The organism is Streptomyces sp. 3MP-14, from assembly GCF_006334905.2.
Classification (GTDB): Bacteria; Actinomycetota; Actinomycetes; order Streptomycetales; family Streptomycetaceae; genus Streptomyces; species Streptomyces triticirhizae.
Window position 1 is genome coordinate 131,242 of sequence record NZ_VDLZ02000015.1, and the last position, 19,541, is coordinate 150,782.

Consider the following 19,541-nt stretch of genomic DNA (forward strand, 5'->3'; position numbering starts at 1 on the left):
ACGCATGGGTCTGGAATCGGAGTTGAGCCTCCCCGCGCACGCCGCGCTCGTCGAGGATCTGCGCGCGCTGCGCCGTCCCGGGCTGGCGAACGTGCGCGTGCTGGGCCTGCCGGCGCTGCGCGCCGCCGCGGAGACCTGCGGGTTGAGCACCGGCCCCGACGACGTCCCGGCCGGGATCGAGGAGCTGCTGCGGCAGGCGGTGCGGCGGCTCGGCGACCAGGACGCCCTGGGCCGGGCGGCCGCCCGCACCTACGGGCTGGTCCCCGGCCTGCGGGGGGCCACGGCCTTCGAACGCCGCAGGGCCGCCGCCGAGGTGGTGGGCGTCAGCACCGAGACGTTCCGCAGGCGCCAGGAGGTGCAGGTCGTCGACCAGACGGCGGAGGCGGTGCTGGGGCTGTGCCGGGAGCGGGTGCGCCGGCGCAACACGCCCGTGAGCGCCGCGAGTTCACCGGCGGGCGCCGGCGGCACCGGCGGCACCGGCGGCACCGGCGAACAGCGGCCGCCCGAACCGGAGTCGCATCGCGGGACCACCCAACGGGACGACGACGCACCGCCGTTCACCGTCGAGACCACGGTGGCCGACGCACCCACGCCGTTCGTGCTCCATGTCTCGCCCGTCGACCTGCTGCGGGACGTGGACGTCATCGTCTCCTCCGAGAACGTCTATCTGGAGATGTCCAAGACCTTCTGGCCCACCCTCTCCGGCACGCTGCGCCGCGCCTGCGCCGTCCGGGACGCCTCGGGCGAGATCGTGGACGACGTGCTGGTGCGCGAACTCAACGCCTGGGTACGGCGGTTCGGCCGCCCCGGGCTGCCGGTCAGGCCGGGCACCGTGGCCGCCACCTCATCGGGTGCGATGGCCGAGCAGGGCGTGCGGCGGATCTACCACGCGGCGGTGGCCGTTCCGCTGGCCGGCCGGGACGGCTACGAGGTGGCGCCCGCCAATATCGCGCGCGCTGTCCGGGAGGCGTTCGCGCTGGCGCGGGCCGAACGAGCCGCGTTCGACCCGCCGTTGCGGTCGATCTGCTTCCCGCTGATGGGGTCGGGCCGGGGCGGGGTCTCCGTCGAGTCCAGCGCCAGCTGGATCGGCTGGGCCATCCACGAGGAGCTGACCCGCGACCCGGACTGGACGGTCCATCTGGTCGTCCGCAACCGCGTCACGGCCCGGGCCATCACCAACCTGCCCGACCTGTAGAACGCGCCGGCACACCCCGCCGGTTCGCGGCGCGGCCGGGCCACCGCGTTCACTCGGCGCACCAGCTGGTGTGGGTCAACGCCGTTCCAGCCGCGCGCAGTTGGGCTTCCAGTGCGGCGAGCTGGCCGGGGCGCGGCACGCCGATCAGGGCGAACGCGTCGTCGTCGCGCGGCGCGGCCTGGAGGGTCCGCCCCGCGACGGGGCGCGCCAGGTGCGGGGCGTAGCGGGCGGTGCCCAACGGCGTGCGGGGCAGCAGCCGTTGGTTGGCCGAGCCGCGCCAGGCCAGGTCGGTGGGGCGGGCGGCGACATAGCGACCGGTGATCAGCGCGTCGGCGTGCCGCACGGCGGCCCGCCGGGCCGGGTCGGCCGCCAACTCGCCCTCGGTGTACCCCGTGTAGACCAGCAGGTCAGCGGGGGCCTCGGCGCGTTCCCTGGCCGCGCCGGCCAACAGGGCGGCGAGCGCGGCGGGTTGGGTCAACGGCTCGCCACCGCTGACCGTCAGGCCCTCGGCACCGGCGGCCAACGCCCGGCGCCACAGGCGGAGCAGCTGCCCGACGGTGACCTCCCGGCCGCCCTCGGGGTCCCAGGTGTGCCGGGACATGCAGCCGGCGCAGGCCAGCGGGCAGCCCTGGAACCAGATGCCCAGCCGCCGGCCGGGGCCCAGCACCGTCACCGGGAAGTGCGTGGCGTTGATCCGCGCCACGACCTCGGGTGCGGTGGCCTCCGGCGCCGATTCCGGCCCGGGCGCTCGTTCCGCTTCCGTTTCTCGTCCGGCCTCGGGTTCCCGTTCCGCTTCCGTTTCTCGCCGGCCAACTCCGTCGCGTTCGCCGTCTCTTGTGCCCGTCATGGCATCACTCTTTCGCGCGGTTCCGGTATTTGCCCGGGGGCGCCCGGCAATCCGCCGGATAACGCCCGGGAATGCACCGGGAGCGGCCGCGCATTCTCGTTACGCTGCGATTCCCGGTTCGCGCACTGCGGGGAATGAGGGAGGGGCCGCATGACCGATGCGACCGAGACCGAGCAGGAACTGGCGGACGAGGGGGAGGACCGGCGGGACGCCGGGCGGCTGCCGCCGGCGCTGGCGGCCCGTTACCGGCTCACCGGCGCCCTCAGCCGCACCGGCGGACCTGGGCGGGCGATCGTGCTGCGCGTGCTGCGGACGCCCCGGGGGGCGGGGGACGAGGCGCCGGGGGGCGGCGGCGACCACGTGTTCAAGTGGTACGACCGGGCCGCGCCGCCCAACCCGGACGTGCAGCACCTGCTGCGCACCACCCGGCTGCCGCACGCCACCCACCTCACCGAGACCGGGCAGGCCGAGGGCCATCCGTACGAGATCGCGCCCTCGCACGGGGACACGGATCTGGCCCGCTACCGTCGCGACCATCCTGGCCCGGCGCCAACGGCGTTGGTGCGGGCGGTCGTTCGGCAGGCCCACGCGGCGCTCGCCGCGCTGCACGCCCGGGGCTTCGTGCACCGCGACGTCACCCCGGCCAATCTGGTGTTGGGCTCGCTGGACCCGGCCGATCCCCGGCTGACCCTGGTCGACTTCGCCCTGGCCCAGCCGACCCGCGCCGAGCCGCGCCGCGCGACGCCGGGCGCGGGCGCCGGCGCGCGGGCCGGCGCGGGAACGGGCGTGGGCGCGGGCGGGGGAGCCGGCACCGGTCCTGGCGCGCGCGCCGGCGTGTGGCCAACGGAACGCGCCGCCTGGGGCGGCACGCTCCGCTATCTCTCCCCGCAGGCCGCGCTGCAACACCAGGTGATCCACCCCTCGGACGACTGGTGGTCGCTGGGCATGATCCTCGCCGAACTCGCCGGCGGCGCCCACCCGGTGCCGCACACCCACGGTGCTTATGTCCCCGTCGCGCTGTCCGCCGGCCCGCCCGACCTGTCGCTGGTGACCGAGCCCCGGCTGCGCGACCTCTGCCGGGGGCTGCTGACCCGCGACCCGGACACCCGCTGGGGCGCCAACCAGGTCGCCGAGTGGCTGGCCGGCGGCTCGCCGCCGATCGACAACCGCGAGTGGGCCGCGCCGTCCCGGGCGGCGCCACCCGAGCCGGCGCGGGAGCCGTTCCCGTTCATGGGGCGGGAGTTCACCGAGCCGGCCGAGCTGGGCCTCGCCCTCGACACCTACTGGCGCCAGACCGAACGCGCCCTCGCCCGGCGCCGCACCCGCAACGCGCTGGTCGACTGGCTGCGGCCGTTCGCCGCCTCGCCCCGCTACGACGACGCCGACCGCGAGGAACTGGCCGCGCTGGCCGAGCTGTTGGTGCGGACGCCGGCCCCCACCACCCTGGTCCGGCTGGTCTCCTGGCTGGTCCCGACGCTCGAACCGACCTTCCGTGGCGAGGCAGTTGACCCGACCACCGGGCTGGCCGACCTCGCCGCCCGCGCCGAGGAGGAGGAACGCGCACTGTCGGTGGTCGAGGACCTCGCCCGCCACCCGGTGCTGCCCCTTCTGGAGTCCAGGCCGGGCGGCGAGGGGCTGGCCGACGTCGACCGGGACTGGCGGGAGGCGCTGCGGCGCTGGCAACCGGGCGTGGACGCGCTCTGCGCCGAGTTTCCTGCCCTGCGCCGGCGCCTGCGCGAGCAGCCGGGGCGCACGGCGATGGACGCGCGCCTGACCGCGCAACTCCTGCACATATCGGCCGCCCCCGAGCGCTGCCGCGCGCTGCTGGACCGGCGCGTCACCGCCCGGCTGCGCCGGCTGCCCGAGCCGGTGCCCTGGTACGGCTGGCTGGTCGCCGACCGCGACGACCTGCTGCGGCTGCTGCTCGCCGAACGCCTCGGCGGCCTGGCCGAGAACGACGCCTGGGCCGCGCGCACCGAGCGGCGCGCCCGGGCCGAGGGGCGCCGGCGCGACGCCGACTATCTGCGCGCCGTCGCCTGGCTCAACGCCCAACAGCTGCCCGTCGCCCTCGGCTGGGCGGCGGCCGGCGCGCTCGCCGTGACGTTCCCCTGGCTCTTCGTCATCGGCGTCGCCGACGTCGCGGGGCTTGCCTCCCAGCGGAGCGTCGCGCTCGCCTGGGGCGCGGCGCCGCCGGGCTTCGCCGTCGTGCTGGCGCTGGAACTCCTGGTCGCCCGCCGCATCGGGGCGCTCACCTACCACCCCCGACACTCCCTCGCCGGGCGGCTGATCGACGGCGCGGGGCGCGCGGGCCGCTTCGCGCGCCGCCACCGCTTGCTGGGCGCGCTGGCGCTCACCGGGGTGCTCGCGCTGCTGATCGCCACCGTGACCGCAGCCGCCTGGCTCTGGCCGCTCGCCTCGGTGCTCGCGGTCGGCTGGTGGACCTGGCACCGCCGCGGTGTCTCGTCGGCCTCGGCGGGCCGTGCGGGCCGTGCGGGCCGTGCGGGTTCGGCGCGTGCGGCGGGCTCGGCCCGGGGGAGGCGGCGATGAGCGCGGGGATGGCCGTGCCCGACATCCTGTTCCTGGCGCCCGACATCGGCTTCGCGGCGGCGGACTCGGCCGGGCCGGCCGTGGCACTGCCCTCGATGAGCGACGTCGGCGACGCCGGCGAGGTCGTCGCCGAGCAGCTGGTCGAGCTGGCCGGGGCGGCGCTGATCGGGCTTGGCGCGCTCAGCGGCGCGCTGCTGGCGACGCGCGCCGCCCTCGCCGGCACCCAGCTGCTCGCGGAGGCCGCCGTGCGCGCCGCCGAGGCGCAGCGGCAACGCGTCGAGGACCGCGAACGGGCGCGCTGCGTCGAGGAGTTGTGGCGAGACGCCGTGTTCGCCGTGGCCCGGGCCAACGCGCGGCTCGACACCCTGCGGGCCAGGACGGCGGCCGAGGGCGGCGGGCCCGAAGGGCCGGGCGACGGGGGCCCGGCCGGGCCGGGCCAGCCGCCGCTGCCGCCGGCGCTCGACCCGTGCGGGATGCGGCTGGCCGAGGTGTACGCGTGGCTCGGGCAGGCCGACCGGGCCGCGCGCGCCGCCGAGGCCGCCCTCGCCCGGCGCGCGCTGCGCGCCACGCCCCCCGGCCTGCGCGCCGCCACCGAGCACGGTGGCACGCCCGGCGCGCTCGGGCAGCGCGCGGAGGAGGCCGCGCGCCGGGCCGAGGCGCTGCGCGCCCGGCGCGAACGCGCCCTCGCGGCCTATGCCGCCGCCGACACCGAGGCGGCCGCCGCCCGCGCGCTCCCCGCCTACCGCGCGCCGCTGCCGGACGCCGAGTTCCTGACCGCCGACCAGGCCACCGCGCTGGGCGCCGAACTCCTCGCCGGGCTCGACCTCAACGTCTCACCCGAGGAGAGCGCCCGCGTCGAGGCCGCCGTCGCCCACGCCGTCGAGCTGGCCCCGAGCCGACCGGTCGCGGCGGCCCGCCATCTCGCCGAGGCGCGCGACCTGGCGTTCACCGCCAACTGGCGCGCCGCCGACCAACGCGAGACCGCCGAGTGGGCCGCCCAGCAACTCCGCCTGCTGCGCGAGCCGTTGCCGCCGTTGCCCGACGGTCACCCGTCGCCGCCGCCGGTGCCAGCCGCCGAACTCGCCCTGCTGGAAGCCGTGGTGGAACGGGGCGCCGCCGTCACCGCGCGGCAGCGCGCCGAGATCGCCGGCCGCGTCGCCGAACGGGAGACCGCGCTCCGGCGCCTCTATGTCACCCAACTCCTGCGCCGTTCCCTGGCCCGACAGGGCCGGCACCACGAACGCGACGGCGAAGAGGGCGAGTTGGCGGCGACCACGGTCACCCAGGTGCGGCCCGGCATCCATCACATCGAGTGGGCGCCGCCCGACTGGGGCGACGAACACTGGCTGCGCCTGGTGGTCGACCGCGCCGGGACGCTGCGCACGCTGACCATGCACCGGGTCAGGGAGCACCATGAGGACACCGAGGCGGCGCGCGCCCTGGACCGCGCGCGCTGCCGGGAGGCCGGCGCCCTGCTGGCCGCCCTGGCCGACGCCGCCGAGGCGGCCGGGCTGCCGCTGGAGGTCAGCTTCCACGAGGAGCACCCCGTCGCCGGCATCCGCCACCCCGGCCCGGACGGCCGCCCCGCCACGACCGGCCGCCAGGACCCGCGCCCGGGCGAGCGGGACCGGGCCCGGGGCGAGCGGGACCGGGCCCGGGGCGAGAGGGCGCCGCGCTACCGGAGCCGTGACGAAGGGACCGAACGTCGTTGAGCGCCGCCGGCCGCGAGCAGTCCACGCGCCGCCGACTCCCGCCGTTCGCCGAGGAGTTGGACGGCACGCTCGCCGTGCACTCCCAGTTCGTGCTGCACGGCAACGTCCGCGACGACTATCTCGTCGTGCACCGGGGCGAGGACCGCACCACCGACATGGCCGGGCTGCTCTGGCACCTGCTGCGCGCCCGTGGCTATGACGCGCTGGTGCGCTACGACGCGGTGGACGGGTTCACCGTGCACCCCGGCAGCGCGCTGCCCGACGTCGAGAAGCTGCTGGGCCGGGGCCGGGTGGGCCGCCTCCACCACGGGCGGCTGGTGCGCGCCGACCGCGCGCCCAGGATCGACGAACTCGGCCCCCTGCTGCGCGCCCTCGCCACCGGCGTCGAGACCCCGCAGCGGTTCCGCCCGGGCGCCGACCGACCCGAGGTCACGCCGGAGACCACGGAGCAACACCCGCAGCGGCTCGCCGTGTTGATCGACTACGCGGCGCGGCTGGCCACCGACGTCAACCGACTCAGCGACGCCGAACGGGACTTCTTCCTCAGCTGCCTCAAACTCGCGGACGACGTACGGCCGTTGCCCCATCACCGCTCCGGCCGTTCCCTCTACAACCCGGTGGTCTGGCTGGCCGACGGGGAACGCGACCTGCCGACCTGGCTGGTCGCCGGCAGCGACCGCGTCCGCACCATCGGCGTGCCGCTGCCCGACCTGGAGGAACGCGGCCGGCTGGCCCGTCTGCGGATCGCGGCCGTCGCCGAGGCGACGGGCGTCGAGAGCGCGGGCCCCGTTCTCGCGCCGGCGCGCGAGCCCCGCGAGCCGCTGCCGCCCCTGCTGCGCAAGGGGGCCCGCGCCCCTTCCGCGCCGGCGGACACACCGGAGGCCACGCCGGAGGGCGCGCCGGCGCTCGTGCCCGAACTGGAGCGCGCCGTCGACGGGTTCGCGCGGGCGGCCGACGGGCTGACGCTCCGCGCGATGCGCGAGTGCGAACGGCTCGCCGCCGACCGGTCCTGGCCGCCGACCCGAATGCCGGACGCCGTGCGCGTTTACCGGCTGGGCGTGGAGAACAACCCCTGGCGACGCGGGCATGTCAGGCAACGGATTCGCGAGGGGGAGGCGTTCATCCGGTCCCGGGTGAAGGGCCAGGAGCCCGCCGTGGTCAAGGCCACCGACATCCTCAAGCGCGCCGCCCTGGGCCTGTCCGGCGCGCAGGCCGCCAACCCGGGCCACCGGCCGCGCGGCGTGCTGTTCTTCGCCGGCCCGACCGGCACCGGCAAGACGGAGCTGGCCAAGTCCGTCGCCACCGTCCTCTTCGGCGGCCCGGAGTCCTGCCTGCGGTTCGACATGAGCGAGTTCTCCGCGCCGCACTCCGCCGACCGGCTCGTCGGAGCGCCGCCCGGCTATGTCGGCTACGAGGCCGGCGGCGAGCTGACCAGCGCGGTGCGCACCGACCCGTTCCGCGTCATCCTCTTCGACGAGATCGAGAAGGCGGACAAGGGCGTCCTCGACAAGTTCCTCCAGGTGCTGGAGGACGGCCGCCTCACCGACGGGCAGGGCATCACCACCCACTTCAGCGAGTGCGTGATCATCTTCACCTCCAACCTGGGGGTCCTGGCCGAGGACCCGGCCACCGGGCTCAAGCGCCGGGTGGTCGAACCCGGCACGCCCTACGAGGAGTTGGCGGCGACCGTGCACGCCAACGTCGAGCGGCACTTCACCGAGGTGGTGGGCCGGCCCGAGCTGATGAACCGGCTCGGCGGCAACGTCGTGGTCTTCGACTTCATCGGCCCCGAGGTGGCGCGCACCATCTTCGACCTCCAGATCGCCAACATCGCCGCCCGGCTCCGCGACGACCAGCGGCTCCGGCTGCGCCTCGACGCCGAGGCGCGCGAGCAGCTCGCCAAGCGCTGCACCGCGCGGCTGGAGAACGGCGGGCGCGGCATCGGCAACGAACTGGAGACCACCCTGGTCAACCCGCTGGCCAGGGCGCTGTTCGACGCGGGCGACGTGCCCGAGCAGAGCGTGGTCACGGTGGCCTCGGTGGAGGAGGGGCCGGACGGGACCGTGCGGCTGCGCCTCGACATCGAACGGCCGCCGCCGTCATGACCGGGGGCGCGGGGGAGGACCCCTGGGACGGGGACTGGGACGAGGACTGGGACGACATCTCCGGCGGGGACGACCTCCCCGGCGGCCCCGGCCCCGGCCTCGTCCCCGGCGCCGACGACGGGCGGGACGCCGCGCCGCCGCCCGCGTCCGCGCCGCCGCCCGCGTCCGCGCCGCCGCCCACGACAGCGCCCCAACCGCCGCCCGAAGCACCGCCGTTGGCCCCCGACCTCGACCTCGACCCCGACCGCGACCTCGACCCCAACTGCGACCGCGACCTCGACCCCGACCCGAGCCCCGCCCCGGACCCGGCTCCGGACGCCGAGTCGGTGACCTGCTGGAACTGCGATCAGCCCGCCCCGGCCAGCCTCGACCCCTGCCCGGTCTGCGGCAGCCCCCGCGTGCATCTGGTGCTGACCCTCCAGGTCCCGCCGCTGCGCGCGGTCGCGGGCCCGGGCAGCCCGCTGCGGCTGGGCCGCGACGCCGGCTGGGCCCCGGCGACCGCGCCCCACCTCGCCGCCGCCCGGGGCGTCTCCCGCCGCCACGCCACCCTCTCTGTCGAACACGACGGCACCGCCTGGCTCGCCGAGGGCACCCCGGCCGGCAGCCGCAACGGGACCTGGCTCAACGGGCAGCGCGTCGAGCCGGGCGCGCCCCGGCGGCTGGCGGACCACGACGAGGTGGGCCTGGGCCGCCGGGTCCGTGGCACGGTCCGCCTCCACGGCGCCGGCCCCCGTTGACCGGTCCGCGTGGGCCCCGCCCGTCCCGCCTCGGGCCCGGCCGGCCCGTCGGCCGCCCCAACTCCGCTCCTCTCACGGGTGGATGGCGGCCAGCAGCGGCGCCAGCCAGCCGTTGGCCCGGTCCCGGCCCGCCGGCGTGGACAGGTCGAACGTCTCCGAGGGCTCCGCCGCCAGCGCGCCCGCCGGACAGCGGTCGCCGAACAGCACCAATGCCAGCCCCGACCTGCGGCGCCGCGACTGCCACAGCATCCCCTGCGCGGCGGGCGCGTCCCGGCGCAACGCCTGCGCCCAGTACCGGGTCTGCGGGGCGCCCGCGCCCTCCGCCTCCAGCAGCCAGTGGTCCTGCTTGACGGCCGCCAGATCCTCCTCGGTCACCAGCTGGATCAACGCCAGTGGCGCCGTGGTGGTCAGCAGCGACAGGGCGTAACCGTCGGACTGCGCCCGGGGGATGAGCCGCTCCCCGCTGGGCCCGCCGAACGGCCGCGACCGCAGGAACACCTCCGCCAGCGCCGTCGCCGGCTCGTCCGCCGCATAGAGGTAGGGGTAGGGGTCGCTGGTGGTGCCGTCGAAGCGGTTCCCGCCGAAGTGGGTGTGCGCGGCGACCGGGTTGAACGCGGTGGCCGGGTAACGGGTGCGGTGGCAGCGCCACAGCCGGGTCCCGGCGGGCAGCGCGGCGAGCCGGGGCGTGAGCCCGTCGGGGGGCGCGTACTCGGGCATCAGTCCCCCTCCACCAGCGCGCGCGCCGCCTCGACCAGCAGGAAGTCCGGGATCTCGCCGACCAGTTCGGCCGGGGTGCCCTCCAGCCACACGTTCCCGCCCAACCACCAGTCGGCGGCGCCCCACGGGTCCTCGTCGGCCAGCAGCAGCGCGTTGACCCGCCGGACCACGGCCCTCGGGCCGCCGTCCGGGCCGAACTGGAACTCCGGGCAGCGCGCGCCCCGTTCCGGATCGGGCAGCCGGATCAGGCCCTCGGCCGCCTCGGGCGCCAGCTGGTCGGCCGGCCGGGACGGCGCCGCCAACAGCCGGCGGCGCGCCGCCCGAAGGATCTCCTCCGGCGTGACGCCTTCGCCGTCGCCCGCCGGGTCCCGGCCCAGGGCGGGCGGCGCGTCCCAGGACGCGATCAGCGCGGCCAGCTCCGCCACCCGCTCGGCCGCGACCTCGTCGACGCCGCCCGGCAACAGCCGCACCCCGTCGTTGACGGCCCGGCGCACCGGGCTGTCCAGCGGCAGCGCCAGCAGGACCCGCCGTATCCGGAGCACGGCGAGCCGCCGCGCCCTCTCCTCGTTCCCCGCGCGTTCCAACGCGGCGAGCGCGTCCCGCAGCTCATGCCGTTCGTCGGGCGTCAGGTGCTCGCGCACATGGTCCTGGTGGCGGGTGAGGAGTTCGATCAGCTCCTCGGAGTTCACCCGGTCATCTCCCCTCGTCCTTCCCTGAGTTCGTCGCTGAGTCCGTCGCTGAGTCCGTCGCTGAGTTCGTTGGTGGGGCGGTCGATGGTTTCGTAGCCGGGCCCCTGCGCGGGTTCGGGCGCGGGCTGCCCTGGTGGACGAACGCCGCCCACTCCGCGACCCGTTCGAGCGAGGGACGCCGCGCCTCGCGCGCCAACTGCCCGTCCATGCCCGGCGGCGGGCGCCGTTCGGGATCGAGCATCCACAGCTGCGCGGCGCGCAGCGCGTCGGCGGGGGCCAGCCCCTCGACGGCCAGCTGGTGGTGGAAGACCACCATCATCAGCGCCGAGGCGCCGTCCCCCGTCGTCCAGCGCGAGCCGACCGCGTCCGTGGCGCCCCGGGCCACCAGCGCGGTGGTGAGGGTCAGCGCCTCGTCGTGGTCCCGGCGGCTCAGGTCCGTCTCGCAGGCGCTGAGCACCACCAGGGGACCGGGCTCGCCGGGGGCCGGGCCGCCGCCCGGCCGGTCCAACAGCCGGGTGACGGTCAACAGCCCGCCGTCCCCCGTCTCGTCCCCGCCGGTGCCCGCCAGCGCCAGCGCGGAGACCGTCGGCCGCGCGCCGGCCTCGCCGTGCGAGGCGATGTGCAGCAACGAGGCGGGCCCCGCACCGTTCGCCCCGCCCTCCGCCCCGGGCAGCAGCGCCAGCAGCTCCTCGGGCGTGCCCGCGCCGCTGGTCCCGCCCGGCGGCCGCCCGGTCACGAACTCCCCGTAGAGCGCGGCCCGTTGGTAGTGCGCGGCGCGCAGCGTGAGCACCTCGTCGGCGGCCCACAGCAGGTCGAGGCGCGGGTCGGCGACCAGCACCGGCCGCTCCCGCACCGGCCGCCGCGCCCGCCCGGCGGCCTCAAGGAACTGGGCCCCGGACGCGGCATAGCTGAACACCGCCACCTCGCAGGCGTGGCCGCCGGCCAGCCGGGCCGCGTGCCAGGGCACCACGCCCAGGTTCCCGCAGGGCACCAGCACCAGCCGAACGGGCGCTCGCCGCGCGCCGTCCGCCGCCAGCCGCGCCAGCAGCGGCCCGACCACGGCCGGGCCCGCCCAGGCGCACAGCTCCTCCAGCGCCGCCTCCCAGCCGGCCTCCGCTTCGGGCGCCTCCGCCTCGCGCGCCCGGCGTTGGCCCGACCGCCGGGCGGCGGCGGTGAGATACGCCTCCAACGGCCGCCGCCCGGCGGCCGAAAGCCCCGGCAGCGGCAACGCGACGACCGGCTTCCACGGCCCGCGCACCAACAGCGCGGCGCCGTCCCGCCCGTCGAGCCCCGGCACCAGATACACCAGGGCGTCCGCCCCCGACGCCGCCACCGCCGCACCCAACTCGGCCGGCTCCGGCACCGCCGCCAGCTCGTCCGGGCCGCCGGGCGCCGCCCGCAGCGCGTCCAGCGCCAGGCGGCGCAGCCGGCTGGGCACGGTCGGCCCAGCGCCCACCCCCATCTCCGCCTCCGGCGCCGGTGCCGAAGCCGCCCGCCGCCACTCCTCCGCCAACTCGCCCTTGCCCAGGGCCGCCAGCCGCTCCGGCACGCCCTCCGCGACGGCGGCGGCCCGCAGCACCAGCGCCCGGCCGACCTCCAGGCTCCGCACCGCGCCCGCCGCGTCGTCCGCCGCCAGCGCCCAGCCCGCCACGCGCAACGCCCGGTCGGCGCCGTGCCGCGCCGTCTCCAGGCCGTGCTCAGCGCCCACCTGCATCAGCACGTCGTCGCTCACCACGCGCAGCGCCAGCCGCCCGGCCTCGACCGCGATCCGCAGATCCCCCAACCCCCGGTCGGCGCGCCGCGCATGGGCCCGGGCCAGTGTCCACAGCACGTCCCGCGTGCCCGCGCTGTCCGCGCGCGCGACCAGCGCGGCCCGTGCCCGCCGGCTCTCCGTGACCGCCTCGTCCAACGACCGCCGGTCGCCGGTCAGCTCGTGGTGCGTCAGCAGCGCCTCGGCGATGTTCCGCAGGGTCATGGCCCGTTGGTTGACGAGGCTGGACTCCACCGAGTCCAGCGCGGCCCGGCTGGCCGCCACGGCCTGGAGGATGAGGTCGGGGTCGCGCTTCAGCGTCGGGCTGCCGGCCAGAATCAACGGCCAACCGGAGTCGAACAGTTGCCGCACGAAGGGGAGGGTGGCCTCGTCGGCTCTGATCTCCTCGACCAGGCGCAGCGCCGCGCGCAGGTCCCGCACGCTGGCCCGCATCCAGGCCCGCAGCGCGTGGGCGACGGCCAGATGGGCCGCGACGTGCGGATACACCAGATCGCGCCGGTCCACCTGCGCGAGCAGGGCGCGCAGCTCCGCGACGCACGCGTCGACGATCGCGGCCTCGTCCGGAGTGCCGCTCCCACCCGGCCCGCCAGCACCGTCCGACCCGCCAGGACCGTCCGAGGCAGCCCATCCGCCCCATCCGCCCCGTTCAGCCGGTGCGTCCGACTCGCCCCACAGCCGCCGCAGCCGCAGCCCGAGGACCAAGGTCCGTGACAGCACGGCCAGTCGGCGGGCGTGCGGCGGGCCCGACAGCGCCGGCGCGTCCCACAGCGGCTCGGGGTTCAACGCGCCCAGCACCCGGGCCGTCGCCTCCTCGTCCCTGAGGTTGCCCCGGGTGATCGTCGCGACCGAGGGGATCAGCCCGGAAAGGCTCGCCAGCAGCGTGGCCAGCTCGTGGTCGGGCGGAAGCTGGGCGGCGGCCCGCCGTAGCCCGGCATAGGCGCGGTCGACACGGTCGGTCTCGCCCGTGCGCAGCGCGAGCATCGCGTCGCCCATCGCGCGCAGGCTCAGGTTGATGGCGTCCCTCGCCGGATCGCCGCTGCCCCCGGGCGCCGGGCGCAGCGTCTCGACCAGCTCGCGCAGCCGCGCGGTGCCCACCGCGCCGGGCGCGCCGATCTCGGCGAGCATCGCGAGCGCCGCGACCTCCGTCGGATCGGGCTCATCCGGCTCCTTCGCCGCCGACGCCGGCGCGGGCTCCAGGGCTGGCGCCGGCGCGGGCTCCAGGGCCGGGGGCTGGGCCAGGGCCGGATGGCCCCGCACCATGCTCAACATCCCCTGGAGCAGCGGGCGTACCGCCGTCAGCTCGGGCCGCTCCCGGAGCAGCCGATCCATGAGGTTGACGAAGCCCGGCAGGTCGCCGGCGCCCAGCAGCGTCCGCATCAGCGCGAGCGTCGAACGCAGCCGCGCCACCTCCTTCGGCAGCGGCTCCGGCAGCCGGGCCGCCTCCAACTCGCGGAGCAGCGCCTCCGCCTCGGCCGCCTCGGCGAGGATCTGGCGCGTGTGCCGGGTGGGGCGCATACCCCACGCGATGATCCGCTCCGCGTCCGGTATCCAGCCCTCCAGCCCCGGCCCCGGCCCCGGCTGCGGCATCGGCAGCCGCAGTGCCGCCAGCACCCACGTCGCCCGCACCCGCTCCCGTTCGTCCAGCGCGCCGGGCCCGGCCACCGCGCGCGCCGCGCGCAGCAGCCGGGTCCCCTCCTCCCGGTCCGCTTCCGTGCCGACGCCCAACAGATACCGCCGGCCGTAGAGGCCGCCCAGCCGCGCCCACAGCAGCGCCGCCCCCGGCTCGTCACCGCCGCCCAACTCCCGCTCGGCGCGCGCCAGCCGGGCCACCGTCGCGTCGAGGTCCGGGCGCGGGCCCGCCCCCTCTTTCGGGCCCGCACCCGCCCCTTCGGCTCCCGGGCCCGCCCCTTCGGCGCTCGGGCCCGCCCCTTCGGCGCTCGGGCCCGCCCCCGCCAGGCCCGCGCCCGTCGCGGGCAGCAACCGGTCCGCCGCCTCCAGCGCCCGCACCACCTCGGCGTCCATCCGTCGTCCCCCTCCCCGCGATCGTTCGCGTCCCGCTTCCCGTCTCATCCTGGCCACTTCCGACCGCCCCCACCCGCCCCGCACCGGGATCGGACGAAAAACGCCCGACCATCGACCAGTTGTGCCGCCACTCACGCCCGGGAACCGGCTGTTGACTGGGAGACAGCAAACCAGACACCACTGACAACGGAGGGTGACCAACGGTGAACGCGACGACCGAATCGCTGTTGATCACGGTGGTCGCCGTGCTGGGGACCCTGATCTCGGCGCTGTTGGCCCAGCGGCAGGCGCACCGTTCCCTGTCCGAGGAGCTGAACCGGCTCGAACGCCGCAGCTCCACCGAGTCCAACCGCGCGACCTACACCGCGCTCAACACCGCCGCCCGCCGCTATGTCGCCGCGCTCACCGACCAGTTGCACGCGCTGCGCGGCGCCGGCGACACCGCCCGCGCCGCCGAGGACCTGCGCGCCACCACCGAGGACCTGCGCCGCGCCCGCGCCACCCACGCCGACTGCTACGCCGAGATCCAACTCATCGCCCCCGCCCCCGTGTTGGCCGCCGCGCAGGAGGTCAACCACACGCTCAACGCCGCCTACGGTGTCCTGATGCGCCTCACCACGGCGACCGCCGCCCCCGAGGAGACCCCGGCCAGCGCCCAGGCCCGCATCACCGACCTGTGGGAGACCACCCTCCCCGCCCTCCGCACGGCGATGCGCCGCGACCTCCGCCTCGACCCGGACGCGTGAGGACCGATCCCATGACGGACGAGCCGACGGCGCGCGGCGCCAGTGACGCCAACGAACGGCAGGCGCGGGTGGCCGCAGCCGTGGAGGAGGCCCGCCGGGCGTTGGGCGGGACCGACCACGAGGGCTGGCCGCCGCCCGAGTCGCTGGCGCCGGCCATCGACCAACTGACCGCCGTAGAAGCGGAGTTGTCTCGTCACGGCGAGAACAGCAACCTGGTGTCCGTGTGCCTGGGCATCGCGCTCGGCGTGCGCTGCCTCGGCGCGGGCGCCGACGCGGCCCCGGAGGACCGGGCGCAGGCGCTCCGCCGCCTGCGCTGGGCCGACGCCGAGGGGCCGCTGGAGCTTCGGTACGTGGTGGAGGCCCGGATGGCGCTGGTCCTCCTGTTGGTGCCCTGGGCCAGGTCCGTGCTCCGGGGTGTGCGCCCCGCGCTGCTGGACGCGCTGCTGGTCACCGGCGACGTGCGGGTGGTGTCCGAGTCGGAGCTCCGGAACCTCGCCGAGGCGGCGCGGGTGCTCGACCGGATCGCCCGGACCCCGCTGGCCCCGGCGGCCGCGCGGGCGAACGAGTACCTCAGGCGGGTGTTCGACCGGGTGCTGACCGCCGCGCGCCCCGGGACAGCCCGCGCCCCCGCCGCCGACGCTCTCGCCGCCGACGGCCTCGCCGCCAACGCCCTCGCCGCCAACGCCCTCGCCACCGACGGCCTCGCCGCCGACGGCCCCGTCGTGAACCGCTCCGCCACGGCCGCGCCCGAGGACACCCTCAGGGATGCCGTCCGCGACCTGGTCACCCTGGCCGGCGCCTGCGGCATCCGGCCGTTCACCCGCGTGCTGGTCTGGTTCGCCACCTGGCTGGATGCCGACGCGAGCGCCGGGCCGGGCGACGAGATGGGGCTGCCGCCCGGGGCCCTTCTCCCGCTGCGACGGGTCGCCGAAGCCCAGCGGTTCGACGCCGGCCAGATCCGCGACGCCGCCGAACTGGCCCTGCGCGCGCTGCGGGAACTGCCCGCCGAACGGGCCGAGGCGCGGGCCAACATCGCCAGGCTCCACGGCTGGCTGCTGGCCGGGGCGGGAACGCGGGAGCCCGGACTGGTCGACTTCAACACGGTGGAGCGTCCCCTGGCCGACCCCTACGCCACGTCCGGTAACCCCTTCGAGGCGTGGCCGGTCGGCCTGGCGGCCGAGCCGGGCTTCGTATCGCACGTCAACGAGCGGGGGCCCGACCGGGTCCGGGACTTCCTCGCACACGCCGGCCTGCGGGAACGGGGGTCCGCGGCTCGCCGCGACCTGTTGTTGGCCACCCTCTCCGGCGACCCCGGGTTCCTCCACGACGCCGCCACCCTGCTCAGCGAGGCCCTGTCCGCCGTGTCTCCCGACTCCTGGTGGTTCCTGAGTCTCGGTCAGCAGCTGGCGAACGTGCTGGACAGGGCCGGGCACGACGGGAGCCTCCGGGACGCCGAGGCGTCCCTGGCCCTGCTGCGCGAGCTGTCGGCCGCGCTCGAACGCGAGGGATCGCTGGCGCCCGAGGCCCCGTTCGCGCTCGATATCGCGCTGAGCACCGCCGACGCCGAACTGCGCCACGCGCGTCGCACCGGCGACCACGAGGCGTTGCCCGGGCTCGCCCGGGACCTCCGCGCCCGCCTCGCCGCCCTGCCCCCGGACGGCGAGCGGCGCGACCAGGTGGCGCGCCGGCTCGCCGAGACGGCGGAGCTGATCGAACGGCCGGTCGAGCAACGGCAGGCGAGCGAGCAGGAGATCACCGGACTGCGCTTCCTCGGAACGGCCACGCCGCACCCGATGTCGGGTGGCCCGATGGACGAAGCGGCCCTGCGGAGCATGATCGCCGAGGCGCGCGCGGACCTCGGCCGGCCCACCGTTCACGCCGACCACGAGTATGACCGACGCGCCCAGCTGGGACTGGCCCAGCTCTTCCTGGCGTTGCACGGCGAGAGCGACCCGGCCGTGCTCGACGACGCCATCGCCGAACTGTCCCGCGCCCGGGCGCTGATCGGGCTCGGCCACGGCGGTCCGGAGCGGGTCGAGGTCCTGATCAAGCTCGCCGAGGCCCACACTCTCCGTTCGCTCCGCCGGGGCCCCGAATTCCCCGGGGACATCGCGTCGTTCTGGAACGTCACCCGTGAGGCGATGAGCGAGCTGGCGGTGGAGGTGTTTCTCCAGTCCGGTACCGACCACGGCCTGTCCGTGGCGCTCAACGGCGCGTTGCTCTCGCGGCGGTTGGCGTACCCCCTCGCGCCGTCTGCGCCCGACCAGGCGGTGCTGGCGCTGGAGGACGGCCGCGCCCTGGTGCTCCAGGCGATCGCCGCCTCCCGCACCCTGCCGCGACTCCTCGACGCCGCCGGCCATCCCGAGCTGGCCGACCGGTGGCGCGCGCGGACCGCGAACGGCTCCGCAGCGCCGATCCCCAGCGGCCTGCGCCGCGCGGCGCTCTCCGCGCTGGGCGTGCGCCCCAGGCGCGGCGGTGAGTTCACGCTCGCGCGCCGGCTGCTGCGCACGGCGACGACCCGCGAACTCACCGCCGGCCTCGCCGCGACGGGCACCGACGCGTTGGTCTATCTGCTGCCGGGACAGACCGCCGGCGCGGTCATCCCGGGACGCGCCCTGATCCTGCGCCCGGGCGCCGAACCCCGGGGGCTGCCGCTGCCGGAGCTGACGCTGCCGGGCAGCCCGCCGTTGGAGCGCTACCTCGACGCGGCGGCCGCACGGTCCCGGTCGCTCGACGACCCGGCGGCGGGCGCCGACGGCCGGGCCGAGGCCGAGGAACGGTGGCGGGCCGCCCTCGCCGCGCTCTGCGACTGGGCCTGGGGCGCGGCCGTCGGCCCGGTGCTCGCCGCCCTCGGCCCGACGCCGAGAGGCCGCCCGCCCCGGATCGTCCTGGTGCCCTGCGGCCAACTCGGCGTTGTCCCCTGGCACGCCGCCCGCCAGCCGGCGAGCGACGGCGGCCCCGGCGGCCCCGGCGCGGGAACGCGCGCCCGCTACGCCTGCGAGCTGGCCGTGTTCAGCTACGCGCCGTCCGGCACCCAGTTCCTGGCCGCCGCCGCGCGCCGGCGCACGCCCCCCGCCGCCGGGCGGCAGGTGCTGCTCGCCGACCCCGAACTGACCCTGCCCTGGGCCGAGATGGAGGCCGACGCGCTGCGCGCCGCCTGCTACCCGGCCGCGTCGCGCTACGGCGAGTTCCCCGCCGGCGACGAGCCGCCGGACGCCGCCGGCACGCCCGAGGAGTTGCTCGCCGCCCTGCCCGGCGGCGCGAACCCGGCCCAGCTGATCCACCTCGCCTGCCACGCCCTGGCCGCGCCCCGCCCCACCGCGTCCGCGCTGCGGCTGGCCCAACCGCCGGGCGCGCCACCGGACGCCGGCCGGCTCACGGTCTCCGAGATCCTGGACACCGTCGCCGGCGGCCCCGCCGACGCCCCGGGCGAGGCGAACGCCGGCCCCCTGATCGTGCTCAGCGCCTGCGAGACCGACCTCAGCACCCGCCGCCACGACGAGGCGTTGACCCTCGCGACCGCCCTGGTCGCCTGCGGCGCGGCCGATGTCGTCGGGTCCCGGTGGGCGGTGGTGGACGGCGCGACGGCCGTGCTGATGGCCGTCTTCCACCACCACCTCACCGCCGGCGGCCTTGCCCCGCCCGACGCGCTGCGCGCCGCCCAGCTGTGGATGCTCGACCCGCACCGCGAGCCGCCGCCCACCCTCCCCGACCCGCTCCGCCGCGAGGCCGGCCGCCCCGACCTGCACCGGCCGCACCTGTGGGCCGCGTTCACCCACCAGGGCAACCCGCGCCCGGCGCCCGCCCGTTGACGCGCCCGCGCCGGCGCACACCCGTTGCCGCGCGCCCCGCCCATGCCGGTTCCGTCGCCCCGGCTGTTACCATGCCGTCACTCCCAACCCCGGCGACCACGCTGCGTGGAGGAACGGTGTCCTTTCTCCGTTTTCTGGAAGACGACGTCAGGGAGATGGCGAGCCGGCTCGTGGGCAGCGGCGACGACATGCGGAACGCGGCCAGGGAACTGGCCGGCACCGACGCCTCCCGGCTCGGCACCTCCGAACTCACCTCGCGCTGCGAGGACTTCGCGGACTCCTGGGACTACGGCTTCGGCCAGCTCTCCGACCTGACCCGCGGCATAGGCGACGTGGCCAACAACGCGGCGGACACGTTCGCCGCGACCGACGAGGAGTTGGAGGCCACCCTCAGGAACGCCGACCAGGGCTGAGTGCCCTGCCGGGCCGAGCCGCGTCGCCCTCCCGGGCGTCGCAGCCAACTCCCCGCACGCGCACCGCCCTTCCGGGCGCCGTGTCCAACTCTCCGACTCCGCGCCGAACTCCCCGAACGCGCACGAACCTCGCCTCCGCCCCGCCCCGCCCCGCACCGGCCCCGCTCCCGTTACCGCCCAGCGCCGCCCAGACTCCCACCCCGCTCCCGTTACCGCTCCGCCCCGGTT

At 77.0% G+C, this 19,541-nt stretch carries 12 protein-coding genes; 8 read left to right on the plus strand and 4 right to left on the minus strand.

Annotation, left to right across the window (positions count from 1 at the left end; genetic code table 11):
- The first annotated feature begins 4 nt into the window (after nucleotides 1–4).
- Nucleotides 5–1,195, plus strand: coding sequence for a macro domain-containing protein (locus tag FH609_RS23635; protein WP_139667479.1), 1,191 nt, complete (start codon nucleotides 5–7; stop codon nucleotides 1,193–1,195).
- A 49-nt stretch (nucleotides 1,196–1,244) separates the two neighbouring features.
- On the opposite strand, the gene FH609_RS23640 is transcribed toward FH609_RS23635, so the two are convergent.
- Nucleotides 1,245–2,042, minus strand: coding sequence for a 4Fe-4S single cluster domain-containing protein (locus FH609_RS23640; protein WP_139667480.1), 798 nt, complete (start codon nucleotides 2,040–2,042; stop codon nucleotides 1,245–1,247).
- Between the two features lie 150 nt (nucleotides 2,043–2,192).
- Between FH609_RS23640 and FH609_RS31880 the strand changes: the two genes are divergently transcribed.
- Genes FH609_RS31880 through FH609_RS23665 form a run of 4 tightly spaced genes read left to right on the plus strand, consistent with a single transcriptional unit; the run spans nucleotide 2,193 to nucleotide 9,143 of the window.
- A complete protein-coding gene (locus FH609_RS31880; RefSeq protein WP_226961901.1) occupies nucleotides 2,193–4,589 on the plus strand; it encodes a serine/threonine protein kinase in 2,397 nt (798 codons plus the stop codon).
- Nucleotides 4,586–6,301, plus strand: coding sequence for a hypothetical protein (locus FH609_RS23650; protein WP_139667481.1), 1,716 nt, complete (start codon nucleotides 4,586–4,588; stop codon nucleotides 6,299–6,301). Before FH609_RS31880 ends, FH609_RS23650 begins: the two co-directional genes overlap by 4 nt.
- Complete coding sequence (locus FH609_RS23655) at nucleotides 6,298–8,406, plus strand: AAA family ATPase (protein WP_139667482.1); 2,109 nt, start codon at nucleotides 6,298–6,300, stop codon at nucleotides 8,404–8,406. Before FH609_RS23650 ends, FH609_RS23655 begins: the two co-directional genes overlap by 4 nt.
- Entirely contained in the window at nucleotides 8,403–9,143 is a 741-nt protein-coding gene (locus FH609_RS23665) for an FHA domain-containing protein (protein ID WP_193317881.1), read from the plus strand. Before FH609_RS23655 ends, FH609_RS23665 begins: the two co-directional genes overlap by 4 nt.
- A gap of 72 nt (nucleotides 9,144–9,215) precedes the next feature.
- Here the strand turns inward: FH609_RS23665 and FH609_RS23670 are convergent, their stop codons facing one another.
- The 3 genes from FH609_RS23670 to FH609_RS23680 are packed head-to-tail and all read right to left on the minus strand — an operon-like array spanning nucleotide 9,216 to nucleotide 14,342.
- The gene (locus FH609_RS23670; RefSeq protein WP_139667484.1) at nucleotides 9,216–9,860 is read right to left on the minus strand and encodes an RES family NAD+ phosphorylase; all 645 of its coding nucleotides are present in this window, start codon (nucleotides 9,858–9,860) and stop codon (nucleotides 9,216–9,218) included.
- Nucleotides 9,860–10,549: a hypothetical protein gene (locus FH609_RS23675; protein ID WP_139667485.1), complete on the minus strand. Its 690-nt coding sequence runs from the start codon at nucleotides 10,547–10,549 to the stop codon at nucleotides 9,860–9,862. Before FH609_RS23675 ends, FH609_RS23670 begins: the two co-directional genes overlap by 1 nt.
- A gap of 4 nt (nucleotides 10,550–10,553) precedes the next feature.
- Complete coding sequence (locus tag FH609_RS23680) at nucleotides 10,554–14,342, minus strand: CHAT domain-containing protein (RefSeq protein WP_139667486.1); 3,789 nt, start codon at nucleotides 14,340–14,342, stop codon at nucleotides 10,554–10,556.
- A gap of 203 nt (nucleotides 14,343–14,545) precedes the next feature.
- On the opposite strand from FH609_RS23680, the gene FH609_RS23685 reads away from it, so the two are divergent.
- From FH609_RS23685 to FH609_RS23695, 3 genes are all read left to right on the plus strand, one after another.
- Complete coding sequence (locus FH609_RS23685) at nucleotides 14,546–15,088, plus strand: hypothetical protein (protein WP_139667487.1); 543 nt, start codon at nucleotides 14,546–14,548, stop codon at nucleotides 15,086–15,088.
- Nucleotides 15,089–15,099: 11 nt separating this feature from the next.
- Entirely contained in the window at nucleotides 15,100–18,900 is a 3,801-nt protein-coding gene (locus FH609_RS23690; protein WP_139667488.1) for a CHAT domain-containing protein, read from the plus strand.
- A gap of 116 nt (nucleotides 18,901–19,016) precedes the next feature.
- Nucleotides 19,017–19,313, plus strand: a complete 297-nt coding sequence (locus FH609_RS23695) for a hypothetical protein (RefSeq protein ID WP_139667489.1) — start codon at nucleotides 19,017–19,019, stop codon at nucleotides 19,311–19,313.
- The last annotated feature ends 228 nt before the right edge of the window (nucleotides 19,314–19,541 follow it).